This is a genomic window from Arsenicicoccus dermatophilus (genome assembly GCF_022568795.1).
GTDB classification, from domain to species: Bacteria; Actinomycetota; Actinomycetes; order Actinomycetales; family Dermatophilaceae; genus Arsenicicoccus; species Arsenicicoccus dermatophilus.
The window spans coordinates 2,349,110-2,369,904 of record NZ_JAKZHU010000001.1 but is presented as its reverse complement, the minus strand read 5'-3'; the positions used below and the strand labels follow the sequence as shown (position 1 = coordinate 2,369,904).

Below are 20,795 nucleotides of genomic sequence, written 5' to 3'. Positions count from 1 at the left end.
ACAGTCGTATGCCGGAGAGCCTGCCCATCGCCGCCCTGGCCCGCCCCGGCCACACCGAGGACGTGGTCTACGAGCGCCGCGGAGCCCTCGGCCGGATCCTGCTCAACCGTCCCCGGGCGATCAACGCGCTCACCACGCCGATGATCGACTCGATGCGCGAGCAGCTCACCGAGTGGGCGGCCGACGACGGCGTCGTCAGCGTCAGCATCGAGGGCGTCGGGCCCAAGGGCCTGTGCGCGGGCGGCGACATGCGGGCCGCCCGCGAGGCCACCCTGGCCGGGCGGCGCGACGCGGTGGACTTCTGGGAGCGGGAGTATGCCGTCGACGCCCAGATCGCCTCCTATCCCAAGCCCTACGTCGCCTTCATGGACGGGATCGTCATGGGCGGCGGTGTCGGCGTCTCGGCGCACGGGTCGCTGCGGCTCGTGACCGAGCGGACCCGGCTGGCGATGCCGGAGACCGCGATCGGCTTCTTCCCCGACGTGGCGGGCAGCTGGTGGCTGGCCAAGGCGCCCGGCGAGCTCGGGGCTTACCTCGCGATGACCGGCGCCTCGATGACCGGGGCCGACGCCGTCGCGACCGGGTTCGCCGACGCGCTGGTGCTCACCGAGCAGATCCCCGGGCTGCTCGACCGGCTGGAGGCGGGGGAACGGCTCACCGCCGACTGCGGCGAGGTGGACGCCGACGAGGACATCATGGCGAGTCCGCTGATGGCGCAGCGGGACTGGATCGACGAGGCCTTCGCCGGGGACGACGCCGCGGCGATCCTGGCGCGGCTCGAGGCGAGCCCGGTCGAGGCGGCCCGCGAGTGCGCCGCGGTCATCCGCACCAAGTCGCCGCTGTCGGTGTGCGTGGCGCTCGCGGCGGTGCGGCGCGCGACGGGGATGAGCTCGGTCGACGAGGTGCTCGCGCAGGACCTGGTGCTGGGGCACCGTTTCTGGGAGCGCTCGGACATGCCCGAGGGGGTGCGGCACGTGCTGGTCGACAAGGGCCAGGGCGAGCCGCCGCGGTGGCTCTACGACCGGGTCGAGGACGTGCCGCTCGACGTCGTGACGGGCATGTTCGTCCGCCCCTGACCGCACCCGGCGTCCCCCCGTCCGCGGACGGGGGAAGCCGTCAGGCGATGGCGACGACCGGGCCGTCGCCCACGTCGTGGGCGCGATACATCCCGGGAGAGTCGAACGCCAGCACCACCTCGCCCGCCGGCGTCGCCGCCACCAGGCCGCCGTCGGCGCCGCGCGCCCCCACGAGCTCGTCGAGCGCCTCGCGCACCGCCTGCTCCAGCGGCTGCCCGCCCCAGCGCAGCCGGGCGTGGATCTCGTGCGCCACCGCCCCGCGGACGAAGACCTCGCCCTGCCCGGTGCAGGACACCGCCACCGTCTCGTCCGACGCCCAGGTACCACCGCCGATCAGGGGGCTGTCGCCGACCCGCCCCGGCAGCTGCGCGGTGATCCCGCCCGTCGACGTCGCGGCGGCCACGTGGCCCGCGCGGTCCCGGGCGACCGCGCCCACCGTGCCGTGCCGGTACTCCAGGAAGTGGCCCGTCTCGCGGAGCATCTGCAGCCGCGCCTCGGTGACGTAGTACGACGGGTCGACGACCTCCAGCCCCCACTCCTCCAGCACGACCCGTCGCGGCATCGCCATGAGCACGTGGTCGGTCTGCTCCATCACGGCCCGCGCCGCCATGACGGGGTTGCGCGGCCCGTTGGCGCAGGTCACCGCCCCGGCGCGGGAGTCGCCCAGCATCACCGCGGCGTCCAGCTCGGCGGTCCCCTCCGTCGTCAGGGCGGCCCCACGACCGGCGTTGAAGCACTCGCTGTCCTCCAGCACCACGACGCTCGCACACACCGCGTCCAGGGCCGACCCGCCCGCGTCGAGCACCGCGCGACCAGCGGCCACGGCCCCACCAGCGCCGACGTGGCGGCCCGCTCCTGGGCGGGGGACAACGTGGCCGGGTCGACGCCCGCACCCCCGTGCAGCGCGATCGCGGGGGCGTCCCCGGCAGGCAGGTGGGTGAGCACGACAGGCGGCAGGGACGTCATACGGCCATTGTCGTATGCCGGTCCTCATGCCCTTCGCACGGCGTTCACCCGGCGTCTCTAGCGTGTGAGTCATGCGCACCCTCAGCCGCCTTCGCGGCCTCGCCCTCGCGTCCCTCGCCGCCGCCACGCTGATCGTCCCCGCCGCCCCCGCAGCCGTCGCCGCCCCCCTGTCCGCCGACGTCCAGCCGGTGGACGGCGCCCACGCCCACAACGACTACCTCCACGCGCGTCCCCTTCAGGACGCCCTCGACCACGGCTTCACCAGCGTCGAGGCCGACGTCTGGCTGGTCGAGGGCCAGCTGTGCCTGGGCCACACCGCGCCCGACTGCCGCAAGACCCTCGAGGGCAAGTACCTCGAGCCCCTCGCCGAGCGCGTCGCCACCCGCGGCGGCTCGGTCTACTCCGGCTGGTCGGGCACCTTCCAGCTGCTGATCGACGTCAAGTCGGACGGACCGACCACCTGGCCGGTCGTCGAGAAGGCGCTCGCCGCCCACCCCGAGCTGATCACCCACTGGCAGGACGGGGTCCGCAGCCCCGCTCCGGTGATGGCCGTGATCTCCGGCAAGCGCAGCCTCACCCAGATCTCGTCCGCGCCGACCCGCTGGTCGGCCTACGACGGTGGCCTCGGCGACCTGGACCGGGGGCTGTCGCCCGAGCTCATGCCCATGGTCAGCGGGGACTGGTGGGAGACCTTCACCTGGCGTGGGGGCTACCCGATCCCGGCCGACCAGAAGGCCCGCCTCGAGGCCTATGCCGCCAAGGCCCAGGAACACGGCTACACGCTGCGGTTCTACGGCACCCCGGACCTCGACGACCCGGCCACGGCCGCCAAGCGCCGCAACGTCTGGAACGCCGAGAAGGCTGCCGGCGTGCACTGGCTCAACTCCGACAACCTCGCCGTGCTGGAGAGCTACCTGCGCGGGCGCTGACCGACGAGGCGGGCACGGCCGGGAATCTCGGTCGTGCCCGCCTCGTTGCGCCGGGTAGACTCACGGGTCTGGCCGGGTCCGCCCGGCGCTGCTTGACAAGTCCACAGCGTGACGTGCCCGTCCCATGGGGGTGATCGGTTTCGACGTCGGTCGATCTGCCAGGGGAAGCGGGCCGAGGATGCTGAGTTGTCTCGTTAACGCCCTCAGCAAACCAATAGGTGCCAATTCCAAGCGCACCGACTTCGCCCTCGCCGCCTGAGCGAGCCCGAAGTCTGTCGACCTAGGCCTGATCTCGTCCTAGTGCTCGGCATCAGCTAGAGATCTTGCTGCGCGCCGGTGTCGGGACGGCGCGCGGGACTCCTTCTCGACTGGGCCTGTCAGGGGACGTGTGCGCGCGAGCCCTGGGGCCGAGAAAATCCTCAGCGCACTGCGCCCGGAGAAGCCCTGGTGCGTCGTCGGCGGACGCGGGTTCGATTCCCGCCACCTCCACCACCAGAAGTCAGGCACGTCACGCCGTGGACCGTCAGCAGGGATGACGAGGGCCCCACCCGCTCGCCGGGTGGGGCCCTCGTCATCCCTGCTGCTCGTCCTCAGTGGTGGTCGGCGGCCCGGGATCGACCGTCCCGGGCCGGGAGCTCACAGGCCGGGGATGTCGGTGGGGGAGGTGCCCGTCTGGCCCTGCTGGGCCTGGTGCGTGGCGAGCTGCTCGGCATACTCGCGCTTGACGGTCTCCATGTCGAGCGCCTTGATCTGGGAGATCAGGTCCTCCAGCGCGGCCGGGGGCAGGGCGCCGGGCTGCATGACCAGCGGCACACCCTCGCGGAAGGCCATGATCGTGGGAATCGAGGTGATCTGCAGCATCGACGCCAGACCCTGCTCGGCCTCGGTGTCGATCTTGCCGAAGACCACGTCCTCGTGCGTGTCCGACGCAGCCTCGAAGACCGGGGCGAACTGGCGGCACGGCCCGCACCAGGCGGCCCAGAAGTCGAAGAGGACGATGTCGTTGTCCTGGATGGTCGACTCGAAGGTCGCCTCGGTGATCTCGCGGGTGCTCATGCCCCTGCCAACGAGCCGGGGCGCCTGGGGATTCCCCGCGGCCGGCCGGGGTCCGACGGGGACTGCTACCATGGGTGCACAGTCTCGCTTGTCCTGCCCTGGGATCGACGTGCGTCGGAGGTCTTCCGCGTATGTCGGGTCGCAGGGGCAGGTGCGGAGACCGAGCCCGGCTCACGGTGCTCGTTCACTCCACGGCGATCGCCCCCCTGGGGCCGGGCTCACCAGCCCTCATGGCCGCTGCCCGACGGCGGCCCACGAGAAGCGAGACGACGCCGGCGGCAATCCTCCGACCGGCCCGACCGGGCTCCCGCAGCTGGAGCCTGAGGCTCGTCTTCATCGTTGCCCTCGCCAGGTGGCTCGAAGCGTGCCTGCCTCTGCGAACAGGGAAAACTGCTCATGAGCAACATCAATCGATCCGGCGCGCCCAAGAAGGCCCGCTGGAGCACCGCCAAGAAGGTCGACGCACGCCGCGCCCCCTCCACCCACCGCGGCCAGGGTGACCGTGACGACCGACCCCAGCGCGAGGGCGTCGTCCGCAAGCCGCGCTTCGAGCGGGACGACCGTCCCCGTCGTGAGGGTGGCTATGACCGGCCGCAGCGCGGTGGGGGTTTCGACCGCAAGCCGCGTTTCGACCGTGACGACCGGCCGCGTCGTGAGGGTGGTTACGACGGCCCGCGTCGTGAGGGTGGCTATGACCGGCCGCAGCGCGGTGGGGGTTTCGACCGCAAGCCGCGTTTCGACCGTGACGACCGGCCGCGTCGTGAGGGTGGTTACGACGGCCCGCGTCGTGAGGGTGGCTATGACCGGCCGCAGCGCGGTGGGGGTTTCGACCGCAAGCCGCGTTTCGACCGTGACGACCGGCCGCGTCGTGAGGGTGGTTACGACGGCCCGCGTCGTGAGGGTGGTTACGACGGCCCGCGTCGTGAGGGTGGCTATGACCGGCCGCAGCGCGGTGGGGGTTTCGACCGCAAGCCGCGTTTCGACCGTGACGACCGGCCGCGTCGTGAGGGTGGTTACGACGGCCCGCGTCGTGAGGGTGGCTATGACCGGCCGCAGCGCGGTGGGGGTTTCGACCGCAAGCCGCGTTTCGACCGTGACGACCGGCCGCGTCGTGAGGGTGGTTACGACGGCCCGCGTCGTGAGGGTGGCTACGACCGGCCGCAGCGCGGCGGGGGTTTCGACCGCAAGCCGCGTTTCGACCGTGACGACCGCCCCCGCCGCGACCGCTTCGACGCCGAGCAGCCGGGTGCCCTGCACGACGAGCGCTCCCGCTCCTGGAGCGACGAGGAGGAGCGTCAGGCGATGGGCCTGGCCGTCGACCTCCCGGCCGAGCACGCGGATGCCGAGGTGACCGAGGACAACGGCTTCACGGCGCTCGGCCTGCCCGACGCCCTCGTCGAGCGCCTCGCCCGCGACGGCATCACCACGCCCTTCCCGATCCAGGTCGCGACCATCCCCGACGCCCTCGCGGGCCGGGACGTCCTCGGCCGCGGCCAGACCGGCTCCGGCAAGACCCTGTCCTTCGGGCTGCCCCTCATCACCCGCCTCGCGGCGGGCGGCCACGCCAAGCCCGGCCAGGTCCGCTCGATCGTGCTGGTGCCGACCCGTGAGCTCGCCCAGCAGGTGAGCGACGCGCTGCAGCCGCTGGTCCACGTGATGGGCCTGCGTCACAAGCTCGTGGCGGGCGGCATGCCCTACCCGCCGCAGATCGCCGCGCTGGAGAAGGGCCTCGACGTCCTCGTCGCCACCCCGGGCCGGCTCAAGGACCTCATCGATCGCGGTGCGGCCGACCTGTCCCACGTCGAGATCGCGGTCCTGGACGAGGCCGACCACATGGCCGAGATGGGCTTCCTGGAGGCCATCAGCGAGGTCCTCGACCTCATCCCGGCGGGCGGTCAGCGGCTGCTGTTCTCCGCGACCCTGGACCGCGGCATCGACACGGTGGTCGAGCGCTACCTCGTCGACCCGGTGACCCACGAGACCGACCCGGGCACCGCCAGCGTCGACACGATGGACCACCACATCCTGCTGATCGACCCGATGCACAAGAAGGTCATCACCGCCGAGGTGGCCAACCGCACCGGCCGCACCGTCGTCTTCGTGCGCACCAAGCTGGGCGCCGACCGTGTCGCGCTGCAGCTGCGCGAGCAGGGCGTCTTCGCAGCGGCCCTGCACGGTGGCCTCTCCCAGGTGCAGCGCAACCGCGTCCTCACCGGCTTCAAGGACGGCACCCTGCCGGTCCTCGTCGCCACCGACGTCGCGGCCCGCGGCATCCACGTCGACGACGTGTCCGTGGTCCTGCAGGTCGACCCGCCGGCCGACCACAAGGACTACCTGCACCGCTCGGGCCGCACCGCCCGCGCGGGGGAGCGCGGCACCGTGGTGACCCTCGCGCTGCCGCACCAGCGCCGCCAGATGGAGCGGCTGGTGGAGCAGGCGGGCGTGGACGTCACCCCGGTCAAGATGGCCCCCGGCGACCAGCGGCTGTATGACGGCGTCGGCGCGCGCACCCCGTCCGGCGAGGCCGTCGACGAGGGGCGCTACCGCCGCCTGATCGAGGGCGAGCCGCGGCCGTCGCGCGGTGGTTTCCGTCGCAGCGGGTCGCGCTACCAGCACGTGGGTCGCCGCAACGACCGCACCTTCCGCAGCAACGACCGGGACCGCGGCAACGACCGTGACCGGGGCGGCTACCGCGGCAGCCGTCGCCATGAGGGCTGATCGCCCGGTCCATGAGCACCGGCAGGCGCCGTTCCCCGCAGCGGGGAGCGGCGCCTGCCGCCATACGGGCCGCTGTCGCAGGCCGCCAGGACCTCCTCGTGTGCACAATGGCCCTGTGCTGACCCCCGACCTCACCGGACGACTGCTGGTCGCCATGCCCGCCATCGACGAGGGGATCTTCGCGCGCTCGGTGGTGCTGGTGCTGCACCACGGCGACGACGGCGCCCAGGGGGTGGTCCTCAACAAGCCCGTGGACGCCCCCGTGGACGCCGTCCTGGACGGCTGGCAGGAGCACGTCGTGGCCCCGGAGGTGCTCTTCCAGGGCGGCCCGGTCGGGTTGGACTCGGCCCTGGGCGTTGCCGTCGTGCCGGGCCTGGCCCAGCGTGAGATCCCCGGCGTGCAGCGGCTCTTCGGGGGAGTGGGCGTGGTCGACCTGGACTCCGACGCTGCGCCGGTGATGGCCGCCGCGAGCGGGGTGCGCGTCTACGCCGGCTATGCCGGGTGGACGGCGGGGCAGCTGGAGGCGGAGGTGCACGAGCGGTCCTGGTACGTCGTGGACCGGGAGCCCGGCGACATCCTCACCGACGACCCGACGACCTTGTGGCACCGGGTGATGCGACGACAGCCGGGCCGGGTGGCACTGGCGGCGTACTTCCCCGACGACGAGGACTACAACTGAGGGGGCCGACCTGCGCGGCGCTGCCTACACTGGCCCGCATGAGTCAGGGATATCCCGAGATGCCGCCGGACCCCTTCGCCGAGCCGGGCGGGCTGAGCACCTCCACCGCCGTCCTCGAGCGCGAAGAGGTCGAGGAGCAGCTCCAGGAGCCCGGCGACCACGAGCGCTTCTCGCACTACGTCCGCAAGGAGAAGATCCTCGAGTCGGCGATGAGCGGCGAGCCCGTGGTGGCGCTGTGCGGCAAGATCTGGGTGCCCGGCCGGGACCCGAAGAAGTTCCCGGTGTGCCCCATCTGCAAGGAGATCTACGAGGGTCTGCGGGCACCGCAGGACGGCGAGGACTGAGCGGTCCGCTCACGAGAAGTAACTTTCAGTGACTGAAAGCGGATATTTCCTCTACTCTGAGTGACAGGTGCAGATCGCACCAGCACCGCGACCGAAGGACACCGTCATGCGCCTCGTCACTCGCATCGTCACCGCCCTCGCCGTGGCCGGCCTCACCCTGGTCGCCGGTGGCGCCTCGGCCCAGGCCGCCCGCAGCACCGACACGGTCATCCGGATCGAACAGTCGCCGGACACCCTGATCCGCATCGACTGATCGCCGACGCCAGGGGGACCACCTCGCGTCGTCCACCTCGCGTCGCCTGCGTGACGCCGCGCCCGGCGGTGCGGTCGTCCCCAGGCCGACGTCGGCCCGCCCCGGCCCGGGCGGGTCGCCGTCGGTCCACGTCAGGGCTGTCAAGGACCCCCGCTCGGCATGTTGATCAGGGAAACCGTCTAGCCTGCAGGACGCCATGAGTACCTCTGCCGCCGAGCACCTGTCCCCAGCCTTTCCCGAGCGAGCGGCCTGGGGGACGGCGGGCAAGCTGCGAGCCTGGCAGGCGGAGGCGCTGGAGCGCTACCTCACCGACCGGCCGCGCGACTTCCTGGCCGTGGCCACGCCCGGCGCCGGCAAGACGACATACGCCCTGCGCGTCGCCACCGAGCTGCTGCGCCGCGGGGTGGTGCGCCGGATCACCGTGGTCGCCCCCACCGAGCACCTCAAGGTCCAGTGGGCCGAGGCGGCCGCCCGCGTGGGGATCCAGCTGGACCCGACCTTCACCAACGCGGCGGGAGCGCACAACAAGGCCTTCGACGGGGTGGCGCTGACCTATGCCCAGGTCGCCACCAAGCCGCAGCTGCACAAGGCGCGCACCGAGGCCGCGCCCACCCTGGTGATCCTGGACGAGATCCACCACGGCGGCGACAACAAGTCCTGGGGCGACGCCATCCGCGAGGCCTTCGAGCCCGCGGCGCGGCGACTGGCCCTGACGGGCACGCCCTTTCGCTCCGACACCAATCCCATCCCCTTCGTGCGCTACGAGGAGGGACCCGACGGGATCCGCCGCTCGGCGTCGGACTACTCCTACGGCTATGCCGAGGCGCTGCGTGACGGGGTGGTGCGGCCGGTGCTCTTCATGGCGTATGGCGGCGCGATGCGCTGGCGCACCCGGGCCGGCGACGAGCTGGCCGCCCGCCTCGGGGAGCCGCTGACCAAGGACCTGACCGCCCACGCCTGGCGCACCGCCCTGTCACCGCAGGGGGAGTGGATCCCCTCGGTGCTGCGCGCCGCGGACAAGCGCCTCACCGAGGTGCGTCGGCACGTGCCCGACGCCGGGGCGCTGGTCATCGCCACCAACCAGACCAACGCGCGTGCCTATGCCCGGCTGCTGCACGAGCTGACCGGCGAGAAGCCCACCGTGGTCCTGTCGGACGACGCGGGCGCCTCCAAGCGGATCGAGACCTTCGCGTCGTCGACCGACCGCTGGATGGTCGCGGTGCGCATGGTGTCCGAGGGCGTCGACGTGCCGCGTCTCGCCGTCGGGGTCTACGCCACCTCGACGTCGACGCCGTTGTTCTTCGCCCAGGCCGTGGGGCGCTTCGTCCGGGCCCGCAAGCGCGGCGAGGTCGCGTCGGTCTTCCTCCCCTCGGTGCCCACCCTGCTCGAGCACGCCGCCCGCCTCGAGGAGGAGCGAGACCACGCCCTCGACCGGCCGAAGAAGCCGGGCGAGGAGGAGCCGCTGTGGGCCGAGGAGGACGGCCTGCTGGAGGAGGCCAACCGCGCGGAGGGCGCCAGCGACGAGCTGCAGGGCTCCTTCGAGGCGCTGGAGTCCGACGCGGAGTTCGACCACGTGCTCTTCGACGCCCAGCAGTTCGGGCTCGTCGCGGACGTCGGGTCGGCGGAGGAGGACGGCTATCTCGGGCTGCCGGGCCTGCTCGAGCCCGACCAGATGGCGCACCTGCTGCGCGAGCGCCAGCGCCGGCAGCAGCCCAACGCCCGGGCGCAGGAACGCCACGAGGAGCTGTCCACGCATCGCGCGCTGCAGGCCCAGCGCAAGGAGCTCAACAAGCTGGTGTCGGCCTATGCCCGCAAGACCGGCACCAAGCACGCGATCGTGCACGCCGAGCTGCGGCAGGTGTGCGGCGGCCCGGCCCTGGACCAGGCCTCGAGCGAGCAGGTGGCCGCCCGGATCGACAAGATCCGCAACTGGTTCGTCGGCCGGCGGTGACGGGCGCGGCGACGGCGTCGGCCGCCGCAGGGGGCGACCGGGTCACCACCCGGTCGGGGGTGTCCGGTAGCCTGCCCTGACCATGTCGGATCTGGTCCTGGTCATCCCCGTTCGCGGGGAGCAGGATGTAGGCGGACGCCCGCCAGGGGGAGGGCGTCGTACCGAGGGAGAGATCATGCACCGCACCACGATCGTCACCTGCACCGCCGCCGCGCTCGCGGCCCTGTCGACGGCCACCGCCGTGGCAGCCGCGCCAGCGACGACGACCGTCGCCGCCCGTCCGACCGCCGTGGCCGCCCGGCCTGCCGCCGCCACGCCCGCCGTCAAGAGGTCGTACCTCGTCGCCACCCACGTGGGCAGGACCGCTCGCCTGCAGCTGGTCAGCCGGGCCACCGGGGCCGTCACCGCGACCCTCGCGACCGCCCCGATGACCGGCGGCCGCAACCCCCTCCAGGGGGCGTCGATCGCGCCGGACGGATCGGTCCTCGTGGTCAAGGAGGGACGCACGCCCTATGACGGGCAGCTGCTGCGCATCCGCGGCGGCCGGGTCACCGCCCTCATGACGGGCGTGCAGGCTGCCAAGGTCTCGCCCGACGGTCGGCGCCTGGCCGTCACCCGCTTGTCGCCCGACACCGACCGGGACGGACGCGGCACCGCGTCGCTGCAGGTCGGGCCGGTGAGCGGGACGGGCATGCGGCCCATCGCCGAGGAGACCTTCCCGGTCCGAGGGGGCGGGCTGCCGGCGCACGACCAGGCGATTCCCATGGTGCGGACCTGGCTCGGCAACCACGACATGGCCGTCGCGTGGGGCGTCGAGGACAACGGGAACGTCGCCGTCGTCTCCGCCGACCGCCCGTCGACCATGCGGTCCTGGCCGCGGGTCAGCGGCGACTCCAGCACCGACGTCGCCGGCGTGGTCGGCAGCATCGCCGTGGTGCCGGTCTACGTCAAGAACGGCTACGACATGGTCCACGTGTCGCCGGCTCGCCCCCGTGGCGTCAAGGTCGCGCACCTGAGGTTCACGCGGGACTCGGTGACCCCGGTCAAGAGCTACCTGCGCAAGATCGGGGCCGCACCCGTCGACGCGACCTACGCGCGGCTGCCCTATCGCGCCACCAAGGGCGTCGTCCTCGACCGCAAGTTCACCGGCCGCTGAGTCGAGAGCGCCCACGTGCCCCTGGGGGCGCAGGCGGTGGGGCAGGCACCATGCCGCTCAGGGGGCGTGGTCGACCGCCGCGTCCACCAGGGGTGTGGTGCGGGTCGCGAGGCGGGTCGCCAGGGAGATCACGGTGGTCGTCCGGATCACCGACCCGCCCGCGACCGCGTCGTCGAGCACTCGCTGGACGTCGGCGTTGTCCCGCCCCACCAGTCGGATCCAGATGTCGCCGCTGCCGGTGATGGTGTGCGCCTCGAGGACCTCGGGGATGCGCTCCAGCTCGGCGACGACCCGCTCGTGCCCGTGGTCCTGACGGATCTCGAGGGTGACGAAGGCCATCACCGGATAGCCCAGCGCTGCCGGGTCGACGGTGGGGGCGAGCGACCGGATGACGCCGCGCTCCTGCAGCCGGTCCAGCCGCGACTGGATGGTGCCGCGGGCGACCCCGAGCTGCCGGGCCGCGCCCAGCACCCCCAGGTGCGGGTCCGCGGTGAAGGCGTGCAGGATCCGGCGGTCCAGGTCGTCGATGCCCATGAGGCACATTGTCCACCCGGTGGGGGAAGTTCGGCATGCCGCTGGGCAGGTTGACCAGTGAACAGGGTCAAGGTTGCCGGAGAGTCAGGTGACCCACACAGTTAGGCACCATGACCGACACGACGCTTGACCTTACGGCGCAGGAGCGCCAGGCCGACCTCGACCTCAACCAGCTCAAGCAGCTGGTGGGCCTCGTGGACTACGACGAGGCGCAGGACCCCTTCCCGGTGACCGGCTGGGACGCCATCGTGTTCGTCGTCGGCAACGCCACCCAGGCGGCTCACTACTACCAGTCTGCGTGGGGCATGACGCTCGAGGCCTACTCCGGCCCCGAGAACGGCAACCGCGACCACAAGTCCTTCGTGCTGCGCTCGGGATCCATCCGCTTCGTCCTCAAGGGCGCGGTCGACCCGGAGAGCCCCCTCGTCGCGCACCACGGCCGTCACGGTGACGGTGTCGTCGACATCGCGCTCGAGGTCCCCGACGTCGACAAGTGCGTCGCGCAGGCCAAGGCCTGCGGCGCCACCGTGATCGAGGAGCCCCGGGAGGTTTCCGACGAGCTCGGCACCATTCGCTACGCGTCGATCGCGACGTACGGCGAGACCCGCCACACCCTCGTGGACCGCTCCCGCTACACCGGCCTGTACTGGCCCGGCTACACGCCGATGTCCTCCTCCTTCGTCCGCCGCGAGGGTGCGCCCAAGCGCCTCTTCCAGGCCCTCGACCACATCGTCGGCAACGTCGAGATGGGCAAGATGGACGAGTGGGTCGACTTCTACAACCGCGTCATGGGCTTCGTGAACATGGCCGAGTTCATCGGTGACGACATCGCGACGGACTACTCCGCGCTGATGTCCAAGGTCGTCGCCAACGGCAACCACCGGGTGAAGTTCCCGCTCAACGAGCCCGCGGTCGGCAAGAAGAAGTCGCAGATCGACGAGTTCATCGAGTTCTACCAGGGTGCCGGCGCCCAGCACCTGGCTCTCGCGACCGGGGACATCATCCGGACCGTCGACGAGCTGCGCGCCAACGGCGTGGAGTTCCTCGCCACCCCGGACACGTACTACGAGGACCCGGAGCTGCGGGCCCGCATCGGCGAGGTGCGCGTGCCGATCGAGGAGCTGCAGTCGCGCGGCATCCTGGTGGACCGCGACGAGGACGGCTACCTGCTGCAGATCTTCACCAAGCCGCTGGGTGACCGCCCGACGGTGTTCTTCGAGCTGATCGAGCGGCACGGGTCGCTCGGCTTCGGCAAGGGCAACTTCAAGGCGCTCTTCGAGGCGATCGAGCGTGAGCAGGAGCTGCGCGGCAACTTCTGATCGACTCTCCAGGACGGCGGCCGCCGACCCCACAACGGCGTGGGGTCGGCGGCCGCTCTCACGTCCGGGTCCGCGGGGCCTGCGGCGGCGTCATCGGCGGCGTGTGCCGGAAGGCCCCGGGGGCGCGAGTCCGGGCGGCCAGGTCAGGCGGGGGTGAGGTCGGGCAGGTCGACGACGAAGTCGCCCGCCTCGTGCGGATACTCGTCGCCCATCGACGGCTCTCCCGCCAGGTGGGCGCCCACCTCGGGGAAGATCGTCAGCAGGTGGTCGTCCAAGGCCCAGAAGGTGTCGGCCCACTCGTGGTGGCGGGCCTGGGCGGGGGAGAGGAACTCGCCGTTGAGCGGCAGCGGTGAGGACGCGGCCTGGCTGTCGACGAAGGTCGACCCGATCGGGGCGCCCGGTCGCGGTGCGACCCGCCCGGTCCGCGCCGCGAAGGTCACGTGGTCCGCGTAGCCCTCCTCGAAGGAGCCCATCGCGATCTCCACGAAGACCTCGCGGTAGCCGTCGTGGTCGTAGAGGAACATCCAGTAGACGGCACAGGTCTCGAGGTCCTCGGTGATCCTCCCGGTGTAGAGCACCCGACGGTCGGCCAGGGGACAGGGACACGGAAGGACCGTGCGGCCCCATGACTCCAGCTGGTAGATCATGGCCGCACCCTAGCGCCGCGCGGTGGTGCGGATCTGCGTCGGGGTCGGCTCCTCCAGGTCCTCCGCGAGCGCTCCGCGGAACTGCGCGCGGTAGAGGCGCGCATAGGCGCCGCGCTGCGCGAGCAGCGCCTCGTGCGAGCCCTGCTCCACGATCTGCCCGTGCTCCATCACCACGATCCGGTCGGCGTGCCGGATGGTCGACAGCCGATGCGCGATGACGAAGCTGGTGCGGTCCTGACGGAGCCGGTCCATGGCCTGCTGGACCAGGGCCTCGGTGCGGGTGTCGACCGAGCTGGTGGCCTCGTCGAGCAGCAGGATCGCCGGGTCGGCAAGGAAGGCGCGGGCGATGGTGAGCAGCTGCCGCTGACCGGTGGACAGTGCCGACCCCTCGTCGTCCAGGACGGTGTCGTAGCCGTCGGGCAGGGTGCGGACGAAGTGGTCGGCGTGGGCGGCCTGGGAGGCGGCCACCACCTGGGCTTCGGTGGGGTGCTCCGCGCCATACGCGATGTTGTCCCGGATGGTGCCGCTGAACAGCCAGGTGTCCTGCAGCACCACGCCGAAGGCCGACCTCAGCCCGCCCCGAGGAAGGTCGCGGATGTCCTTGCCGTCGAGGGTGATCCGGCCCCCGTCCACGTCGTAGAACCGCAGCAGGAGGTTGGCCAGGGTGGTCTTGCCGGCGCCGGTGGGGCCGACGATCGCGATGGTCTGGCCGGGCTCGGCGACCAGGTCGAGGTGCTGGATGAGCGGCTGGTCGGGGGAGTAGGCGAAGGACACGTCCTCGAAGGCCACCCGTCCGGCGACCGGCCGGGTCGGCGTCCGACCGGCACCCGTGGGGCCCGGGGCGTCCGGCGTGGCCGACGTGTCGGTGGCGGACGTCGCCGGCGCGACCAGGTCCGCCGACTCCTCAGGGGCGTCGAGCAGGGTGTAGACCCGCTCCGCCGAGGCCACACCCGACTGCAGCATGTTGGCCATGGCGGCCATCTGGCCGAGGGGCTGGCTCAGCTGGCGGGTGTACTGGATGAAGGCCTGGACCCCGCCGATCGACAGGGCGCCCGAGGCCACCCGCAGGCCGCCCAGGACGGCGATGAGCACGAAGTTGACGTTGGAGACGAACCACATCGCCGGCTGGATGATCGAGGAGACGAACTGCGCGCGGAAGCCCGCGTCGTACAAGGCCTCGTTGTGCCGGGCGAACTCCCGCTGCGACTCGGCCTGCTGGCCGAAGACCTTGACGAGGAGCTGGCCGGTGTAGGCCTCCTCGACGTGACCGTTGAGCCGTCCGGTCGCGGCCCACTGCTCGCGGAACTGCGGCTGCGCCCGCTTGGCGATGACCATCGTCAGCCAGGCCGCCACGGGCACGCTGATGATCGCGATCATCGTCAGCAACGGGGAGATCGTCAGCATCATGACGATGACCCCCACCACCGTCAGGGCGGAGTTGAGCAGCTGGGTCATGGTCTGCTGCACGGACTGCCCGACGTTGTCGACGTCGTTGGTGGCCTTGGACAGGATCTCCCCGCGGGCCTCGGTGTCGAAGTAGCGCAGCGGCAGGCGCTCCAGCTTGAGCTCGACGTTGCGCCGCATCCGGTAGACCGTCTGCTGCACCACGGTGGTCGTCAGCCAGACCTGCACCCAGGTGAGCAGGGACGACAGGACGAACAGCGCCAGGGCGAGCAGCAGCAGGCGGGCGACCGCGTCGGTGTCGATGCCGTGCCCGGGCACCAGGTCCGGCATGCCGGACACGAGGTCGGCCAGCTGGCCCCGACCGTGGGCTCGCAGGGACTCGGCGAGCTGGTCGCGGGTCGTCCCGGCGGGCAGGGTCCTGCCCATGGCGCCGGCGAAGACCAGGTCGGTGGCGCGGCCGAGGATCTTGGGGCCCACGACGCCCAGGGTCACCCCGACGACGCCGAGCAGGAGTATGGCGAGGACGTGCCCCCGGTGGCTCATCAGCTCGCGCAGGAGCCGCCGCCCGGAGGCGCGGAAGTCGTCGGGCCGCACGACGGGGGCGCCGGCACCCATGTGCCCGGCCCGCCGGCCCTGCGGGGCGCGACCGGCGTCCTGCGGCTGGGGGCGCTCGCTGGTGGCGGGGCTCACGCCGCCTCCTCCTGGCTCAGCTGGGACAGGACGATCTCGCGGTAGGTCTCGCAGCCGGCCATGAGGTCGGCGTGCCGGCCGCGGCCGACGATCTCGCCCTCGTCGAGGACGACGATCTCGTCCGCGTCGCGGATGGTGCTGACCCGCTGGGCCACGACGATGACGGTGGCCTCACGCACCACGGGGGTCAGCGCGTGGCGCAGGGCCGCGTCCGTGGCGTAGTCGAGCGCGGAGAAGGAGTCGTCGAAGAGGTAGACCAGCGGTCGGCGCACGATCGCGCGGGCCATGGCGAGGCGTTGTCGTTGCCCGCCGGACACCGTGGTGCCGCCCTGGCTGATGGGAGCGTCCAGCTGCCCCTCCATCGCCTCGACGAAGTCACGGGCCTGGGCGATCTCCAACGCCGCCCACAGCTCCTCGTCGGTGGCGTCCTCGCGCCCGAGCCGCAGGTTACTCGCGACGGTCCCGGAGAACAGGTAGGGCCGCTGCGGCACGAGTCCGAAGCAGCCCCACAGCTCGGCCGGGTCCAGCCGGCGTACGTCCACCCCGTCGATGGTCACCCGCCCCGTGGTGACGTCCATCAGGCGCGGCACGAGGTTGAGCACCGTGGTCTTGCCGGCTCCCGTGGAGCCGATGACCGCCAGGGTCCGGCCGGGTCTGGCCTCCAGGGTGATGCCGCGCAGCACCGGGTCGTCGGCGCCGGGATAGGTGAAGGAGACGTCCTCCAGCCGCACCACCCCCTCGTGCACCGCGCCGCGCACCGGGTCCGCGGGCGGCAGGATCGTCGGGCTGGTGCCGAGCACCTCGTCGATGCGCCTGGCTGACACCTGGGCCCGCGGCAGGACCATGAACATCATCGAGGCCATGAGCACCGACATGAGGATGTTCATCAGGTAGGTCATCATCGCGACGAGGTCACCGACCTGCATGTCGCCGCTGTCGATCCGCAGGCCGCCGAACCACACCAGCGCCACGGTCGAGGCATTCATGACGAGCATGATCAGCGGGAACATCGAGGTCATCAGCCGCCCCGCCCGGATCGACACGTCCCGCAGGTCCTCGTTGGCGACCGCGAAGCGCTCCTGCTCGGCGCGGTCCTTGACGAAGGCCCGGATGACACGGACGCCCGTGATCTGCTCGCGCAGGATCTGGTTGACCGTGTCGACCTGGACCTGCATCCGGCGGAACAGCGGGTGCAGCCGCCAGATGAGCAGCCCGAGCGAGACGAGCAGCACCGGCACGACGACCAGCAGCAGCGCGGACAGCGCCCGGTCGTGGTGCAGGGCGAGGACCACCGAGCCGATGATCGTCACCGGGGTCGAGGACACCAGGACCAGGGTGAGGAAGGCGAACATCTGGACCTGCTGCACGTCGTTGGTCGTGCGGGTGATGAGCGACGGCGCGCCGAAGCGCCCGAGCTCCTCCGCCGCGAAGGTCTCGACGTGCTCGAAGACCTCCGCCCGCAGGTCACGCCCGAGGCGCATCGCGGTGCGGGCTCCGAAGTAGATGGCGGTGAGGTTGGTGAGGATCTGCAGCACGGTCACGCCCAGCATCAGGGCGCCGACGCGGAGCACGTAGCCCGTGTCCCCGGTCGCGACGCCCTTGTCGATGACGTCGGCGTTGAGGGTGGGCAGGTAGAGGTTGCAGAGGACCTGGAGGGTCTGGAAGGCGGCGACGATCAGGAGGGCGCCCCGGTGGCGGGACAGGTGGCGGCGCAGGATCGCGGAGAGCACGATGCCCACGCTATCCCCCCCGGTGCGACATCCTCCCGGACTTCGCCGGGACGGGGGGTGACGACCTGGTGACGTGGCACCCTAGGGGCATGACGCAGCCTTCAGGGTGGTACGACGATCCTCAGGACCCCGCGTTCCTGCGCTACTTCGACGGGGTGACGTGGACCGACCACCGCGCCCCCAAGGTCGCGCCGCAGGTGCAGCGGTCCAGCATCGGCGAGGGGCAGCGGGCCGAGGACTTCCACCGGCCGACCGGCCAGGGTCCCGCCGGGGCCAGTCCGTACGTCGTGCCGTCGGGCCAGGGCGGGGGCCAGGGCGGCTACGGGACGGGCACGTACGGACCGGGCAGCTACGGGCAGCCGTCGTACGGATCCTGGCCCCAGCAGGGCCAGGTCCCCCCGGGCCACTGGCCGGCGTATGCCGCGGGCCCCGTGGGCCCGGACGGCCAGCCGCTGGCGGGGTGGTGGCGACGCGTCGGAGCCCACGTCCTGGACAGCCTCCTGCTCTCCCTGCTGACGGTCCCGCTCGCGATCAGCCTGCTGCGCGACTGGATCCCCGAGGTGCAGGCGTGGATGGACCAGGTCGCCGCCCAGCCGGAGACGACGACCACCATGCCCGCGATCCCGCAGCCCGACACCACGACCCTCCTGCAGGTCGGGGCGGTCACCCTGGCGGTGTTCTTCGTCTACGAGATCGGCTGCCTGTCGCGCTGGGGCCGCACCCTCGGGCGCGCCGCCACCGACATCAGCGTCCGACGGGCCGAGGCACCCCTGACCGTGCCCTTCGGCCGGCTCGCAGCCCGCACCGTCGTCAAGCGGCTCGGCGACCTGGTGCCCATCCCCTTCCTGGGCATGGTGTTCAGCCTCGTGGACGTGCTGTGGCCGCTCGGGGACAAGCAGCGTCAGGCCCTGCACGACAAGGCCGGCCGCACCCTGGTGGTCCGCGGACGCGTCGCCCGCGAGGATGGCGGCCGGGTCGGTCCGGGCCTCCCCGGCCAGGCCCCCGGCGACGACGGCCCGACCACCCGGCCATGACCGCCTCCGAGATCCTCGTCCGGCCGCGCCGCGACGACGAGGTCGCGACGCGCGGCTGGTCGAAGGGCTCTGGGAGCAGGCACACGGCCGTCCGTGGCACGAGCTCGGGGTGGTGCAGGTGCTGTTCACCTCTCTCGCCGGGCGGGGGACCGGGGCCGGGGCGCTGCTGCTCGACACCGCTGAGCCCGTGCCCTCCACGGGTGCCCGGCGTGGATCTGCGCACCTCCTGCGCTCGCAGCCCAGGTCGGTGGTGCCGGTCAGCCCACGCGTGGGGTGCCGTCGAGCTCCACGCCCGCGGCCCGCAGCTCGGCCAGCGCCCGGCTGGTGGTGTCGGCGGCGACCCCGGCAGTGAGGTCGAGCAGGACGCGCGTGTCGAAGCCCTCGCGGGCCGCGTCGAGCGCAGTCGCCCGCACGCAGTGATCGGTGGCGATGCCCACGACGTCCACGGCGGTGGTCCCCCGGGCGCGCAGCCAGTCGGCGAGCGTCTCGCCGGCGACCGATCGACCCTCGAATCCCGAGTAGGCAGCGGCATGCTCGCCCTTGCGGAAGGTCTCCTCGACGTGGCCGAGGGCCGGCTCCAGGCGCGGGTGGACCTCGGCGCCCGAGGTGCCGACCCGGCAGTGCACCGGCCAGGAGTCGACGTAGTCGGGGGTCTCGGACCAGTGGTCGCCGGGGTCGACGTGCCAGTCCGCGGTCGCGACGACGTGCGCGTACTCCCGCACCGCCGGCGACAGGAGCAGGTCGGCGACGTCCGCGGCCACGGCCGCGCCACCCGCGACGGCCAGCGACCCGCCCTCGCAGAAGTCCCGCTGCACGTCCACGACCACCAGCGCGCGAGCCCTGCCGGGACCCTGCTCGTCGTGGACGACCTTGGCGTCGCTCATCGCTCGTCGTCCTCGTAGATCGTCGGGATCGCCGGCTCGCCGCGGGACAGCCGGCGGGCGCGGGCGGGCAGCTCGGCGACCGACGACTCGTGCCGCGCCCGGGCGGCCGCCAGTGACTGGTCGCCGCACGCCTCACCGCCCGCCATCAGCTGCACCAGCAGCTCACGGTCGTTGCCGTCGTCGGTCGGGCGCTCGCCGATGCCGATCACCTCGGCCTCGGCGGCACCGCGCTCGTCCAGGCGGCGCAGGGCGTACTTGCGGCCTCCGACGGAGGTCTTGGACACGGAGGCCTTGGCCACCGAGACCCACTGGCCGTCGTCGCCCTTGCGGGAGACGAGCTTGTAGACCATGCCCGCCGTCGGGGCGCCCGATCCGGTCACCAGCGAGGTGCCCACGCCGTAGCCGTCCACCGGCGCGGCCGCCAGCGCGGCGATGGCGTACTCGTCCAGGTCGCTGGTCACGGTGATGCGGGTCGTGGTCGCCCCGAGCTCGTCGAGCTGGGCGCGTACCTCCCGGGCCTGCGCCACCAGGTCGCCGGAGTCCAGCCGCACGCCACCCAGCTCGGGACCGGCGACGGCGACGGCCTCGGCCACGGCGGCCTTGACGTCATAGGTGTCGACCAGCAGCGTCGTGCTCTTGCCCAGCGACTCCACCTGCGCCTGGAAGGCGTCGTGCTCGGTGTCGTGGAGCAGGGTGAACGAGTGCGCGGAGGTGCCCGTCGTGGGCACGCCATACCGCCGACCCGCCTCGAGGTTGGACGTCTTGTCGAAGCCCACGATATAGGCCGCGCGCGCGGCCGCCACGGCCGCCTCCTCGTGGGTGCGCCGCGAACCCATCTCGATCAGCGGGCGCTCCTCGGCGGCGGTGACCATCCGCGAGCCCGCGCCGGCGATGGCGGAGTCGTGGTTCATGATCGACAGGACCAGCGTCTCCAGGATGCAGGCCTCGGCGAAGGTGCCCTCGACGACGAGGATCGGCGATCCGGGGAAGTAGACCTCGCCCTCCGGGTAGCCCCACACGTCGCCGCTGAAGCGGTAGCCCGCGAGGAACTCCAGGGTGGTCTCGTCCACGACCTCGTGCTCACGCAGGAAGGCGATCTCGTCGTCGCCGAACCGGAAGCGCCGGATCGCCTCGACCACCCGGCCGGTGCCCGCGACGACGCCATACCGTCGCCCGTCCGGCAGCCGCCGGGCGAAGACCTCGAAGACGCAGTCCCGGTGGGCCGCCCCCGAGTGCAGGGCCGCCTGCAGCATCGTCAGCTCGTAGTGGTCGGTGAGGAGGGCCGTGCCGGCCACGTCGCTAGTCACGCGACGCACTCTAACCGGGCCCGACGGCGCAGCGGGGGCGGACCGCTCGGACGACGAGCGGCTCGCCCCCGCTGCGGGGAGGATCGTCTGACGGATTCGGTCGGTATGCCGGATCGGC

At 72.3% G+C, this 20,795-nt stretch carries 19 protein-coding genes and 1 other RNA gene; 11 read left to right on the top strand and 9 right to left on the bottom strand.

What is annotated here, in order from left to right; genetic code table 11:
* Positions 1–8: 8 nt before the first annotated feature.
* Positions 9–1,076 carry a 3-hydroxyisobutyryl-CoA hydrolase gene (locus tag MM438_RS10960; protein WP_241452524.1) on the top strand — a complete coding sequence of 356 codons (1,068 nt, stop codon included), beginning with the start codon at positions 9–11 and terminating at the stop codon, positions 1,074–1,076.
* Positions 1,077–1,116: 40 nt separating this feature from the next.
* On the opposite strand, the gene MM438_RS10955 is transcribed toward MM438_RS10960, so the two are convergent.
* Positions 1,117–1,899 (bottom strand): isoaspartyl peptidase/L-asparaginase family protein, encoded by a 783-nt coding sequence (locus MM438_RS10955; RefSeq protein WP_241452523.1) that lies wholly within the window; start codon positions 1,897–1,899, stop codon positions 1,117–1,119.
* A 214-nt stretch (positions 1,900–2,113) separates the two neighbouring features.
* On the opposite strand from MM438_RS10955, the gene MM438_RS10950 reads away from it, so the two are divergent.
* Complete coding sequence (locus tag MM438_RS10950; RefSeq protein WP_241452522.1) at positions 2,114–2,971, top strand: PI-PLC domain-containing protein; 858 nt, start codon at positions 2,114–2,116, stop codon at positions 2,969–2,971.
* Between the two features lie 126 nt (positions 2,972–3,097).
* Positions 3,098–3,463: a transfer-messenger RNA gene (gene ssrA, locus MM438_RS10945) on the top strand.
* Positions 3,464–3,607: 144 nt separating this feature from the next.
* Here the strand turns inward: ssrA and trxA are convergent.
* Both trxA and MM438_RS10935 read right to left on the bottom strand, forming a co-directional pair.
* Positions 3,608–4,027, bottom strand: a complete 420-nt coding sequence (trxA, locus tag MM438_RS10940; RefSeq protein WP_241452521.1) for a thioredoxin — start codon at positions 4,025–4,027, stop codon at positions 3,608–3,610.
* Positions 4,028–4,360: 333 nt separating this feature from the next.
* A complete protein-coding gene (locus tag MM438_RS10935; protein ID WP_241452520.1) occupies positions 4,361–5,284 on the bottom strand; it encodes a hypothetical protein in 924 nt (307 codons plus the stop codon).
* 45 nt (positions 5,285–5,329) lie between these two features.
* Between MM438_RS10935 and MM438_RS10930 the strand changes: the two genes are divergently transcribed.
* The 6 genes from MM438_RS10930 to MM438_RS10905 all read left to right on the top strand — a co-directional run bounded on the left by MM438_RS10930 (position 5,330) and on the right by MM438_RS10905 (position 11,128).
* Positions 5,330–6,745 carry a DEAD/DEAH box helicase gene (locus tag MM438_RS10930; protein ID WP_241452519.1) on the top strand — a complete coding sequence of 472 codons (1,416 nt, stop codon included), beginning with the start codon at positions 5,330–5,332 and terminating at the stop codon, positions 6,743–6,745.
* A gap of 115 nt (positions 6,746–6,860) precedes the next feature.
* Positions 6,861–7,424: a YqgE/AlgH family protein gene (locus MM438_RS10925; protein WP_338155544.1), complete on the top strand. Its 564-nt coding sequence runs from the start codon at positions 6,861–6,863 to the stop codon at positions 7,422–7,424.
* Between the two features lie 38 nt (positions 7,425–7,462).
* Positions 7,463–7,768, top strand: coding sequence for a DUF3039 domain-containing protein (locus MM438_RS10920; protein WP_241452518.1), 306 nt, complete (start codon positions 7,463–7,465; stop codon positions 7,766–7,768).
* A gap of 106 nt (positions 7,769–7,874) precedes the next feature.
* The gene (locus tag MM438_RS10915; RefSeq protein WP_241452517.1) at positions 7,875–8,021 is read left to right on the top strand and encodes a hypothetical protein; all 147 of its coding nucleotides are present in this window, start codon (positions 7,875–7,877) and stop codon (positions 8,019–8,021) included.
* 196 nt (positions 8,022–8,217) lie between these two features.
* Complete coding sequence (locus MM438_RS10910) at positions 8,218–9,972, top strand: DEAD/DEAH box helicase (RefSeq protein WP_241452515.1); 1,755 nt, start codon at positions 8,218–8,220, stop codon at positions 9,970–9,972.
* 175 nt (positions 9,973–10,147) lie between these two features.
* Complete coding sequence (locus MM438_RS10905; protein WP_241452514.1) at positions 10,148–11,128, top strand: TolB-like translocation protein; 981 nt, start codon at positions 10,148–10,150, stop codon at positions 11,126–11,128.
* 57 nt (positions 11,129–11,185) lie between these two features.
* Here MM438_RS10905 and MM438_RS10900 read toward each other — a convergent pair whose 3' ends face one another.
* On the bottom strand, positions 11,186–11,662 hold the full coding sequence (locus tag MM438_RS10900) for an Lrp/AsnC family transcriptional regulator (RefSeq protein ID WP_241452513.1): 477 nt from the start codon (positions 11,660–11,662) through the stop codon (positions 11,186–11,188).
* A gap of 110 nt (positions 11,663–11,772) precedes the next feature.
* Between MM438_RS10900 and hppD the strand changes: the two genes are divergently transcribed.
* Positions 11,773–12,981 (top strand): 4-hydroxyphenylpyruvate dioxygenase, encoded by a 1,209-nt coding sequence (gene hppD / locus MM438_RS10895; RefSeq protein ID WP_241452512.1) that lies wholly within the window; start codon positions 11,773–11,775, stop codon positions 12,979–12,981.
* Positions 12,982–13,124: 143 nt separating this feature from the next.
* Here hppD and MM438_RS10890 read toward each other — a convergent pair whose 3' ends face one another.
* The 3 genes from MM438_RS10890 to MM438_RS10880 form a co-directional block, all read right to left on the bottom strand.
* A complete protein-coding gene (locus tag MM438_RS10890) occupies positions 13,125–13,628 on the bottom strand; it encodes a hypothetical protein (protein ID WP_241452511.1) in 504 nt (167 codons plus the stop codon).
* Positions 13,629–13,637: 9 nt separating this feature from the next.
* Positions 13,638–15,647: an ABC transporter ATP-binding protein gene (locus MM438_RS10885; protein ID WP_241453443.1), complete on the bottom strand. Its 2,010-nt coding sequence runs from the start codon at positions 15,645–15,647 to the stop codon at positions 13,638–13,640.
* Between the two features lie 71 nt (positions 15,648–15,718).
* On the bottom strand, positions 15,719–17,452 hold the full coding sequence (locus MM438_RS10880; protein ID WP_241452510.1) for an ABC transporter ATP-binding protein: 1,734 nt from the start codon (positions 17,450–17,452) through the stop codon (positions 15,719–15,721).
* Between the two features lie 89 nt (positions 17,453–17,541).
* Between MM438_RS10880 and MM438_RS10875 the strand changes: the two genes are divergently transcribed.
* On the top strand, positions 17,542–18,486 hold the full coding sequence (locus tag MM438_RS10875) for an RDD family protein (protein ID WP_241452509.1): 945 nt from the start codon (positions 17,542–17,544) through the stop codon (positions 18,484–18,486).
* A gap of 257 nt (positions 18,487–18,743) precedes the next feature.
* Here MM438_RS10875 and MM438_RS10870 read toward each other — a convergent pair whose 3' ends face one another.
* Both MM438_RS10870 and MM438_RS10865 read right to left on the bottom strand, forming a co-directional pair.
* Entirely contained in the window at positions 18,744–19,370 is a 627-nt protein-coding gene (locus MM438_RS10870; protein WP_241452508.1) for an isochorismatase family protein, read from the bottom strand.
* Positions 19,367–20,677: a nicotinate phosphoribosyltransferase gene (locus MM438_RS10865; protein ID WP_338155543.1), complete on the bottom strand. Its 1,311-nt coding sequence runs from the start codon at positions 20,675–20,677 to the stop codon at positions 19,367–19,369. The genes MM438_RS10870 and MM438_RS10865 overlap by 4 nt, the downstream gene beginning before the upstream one ends.
* Positions 20,678–20,795: the final 118 nt, after the last annotated feature.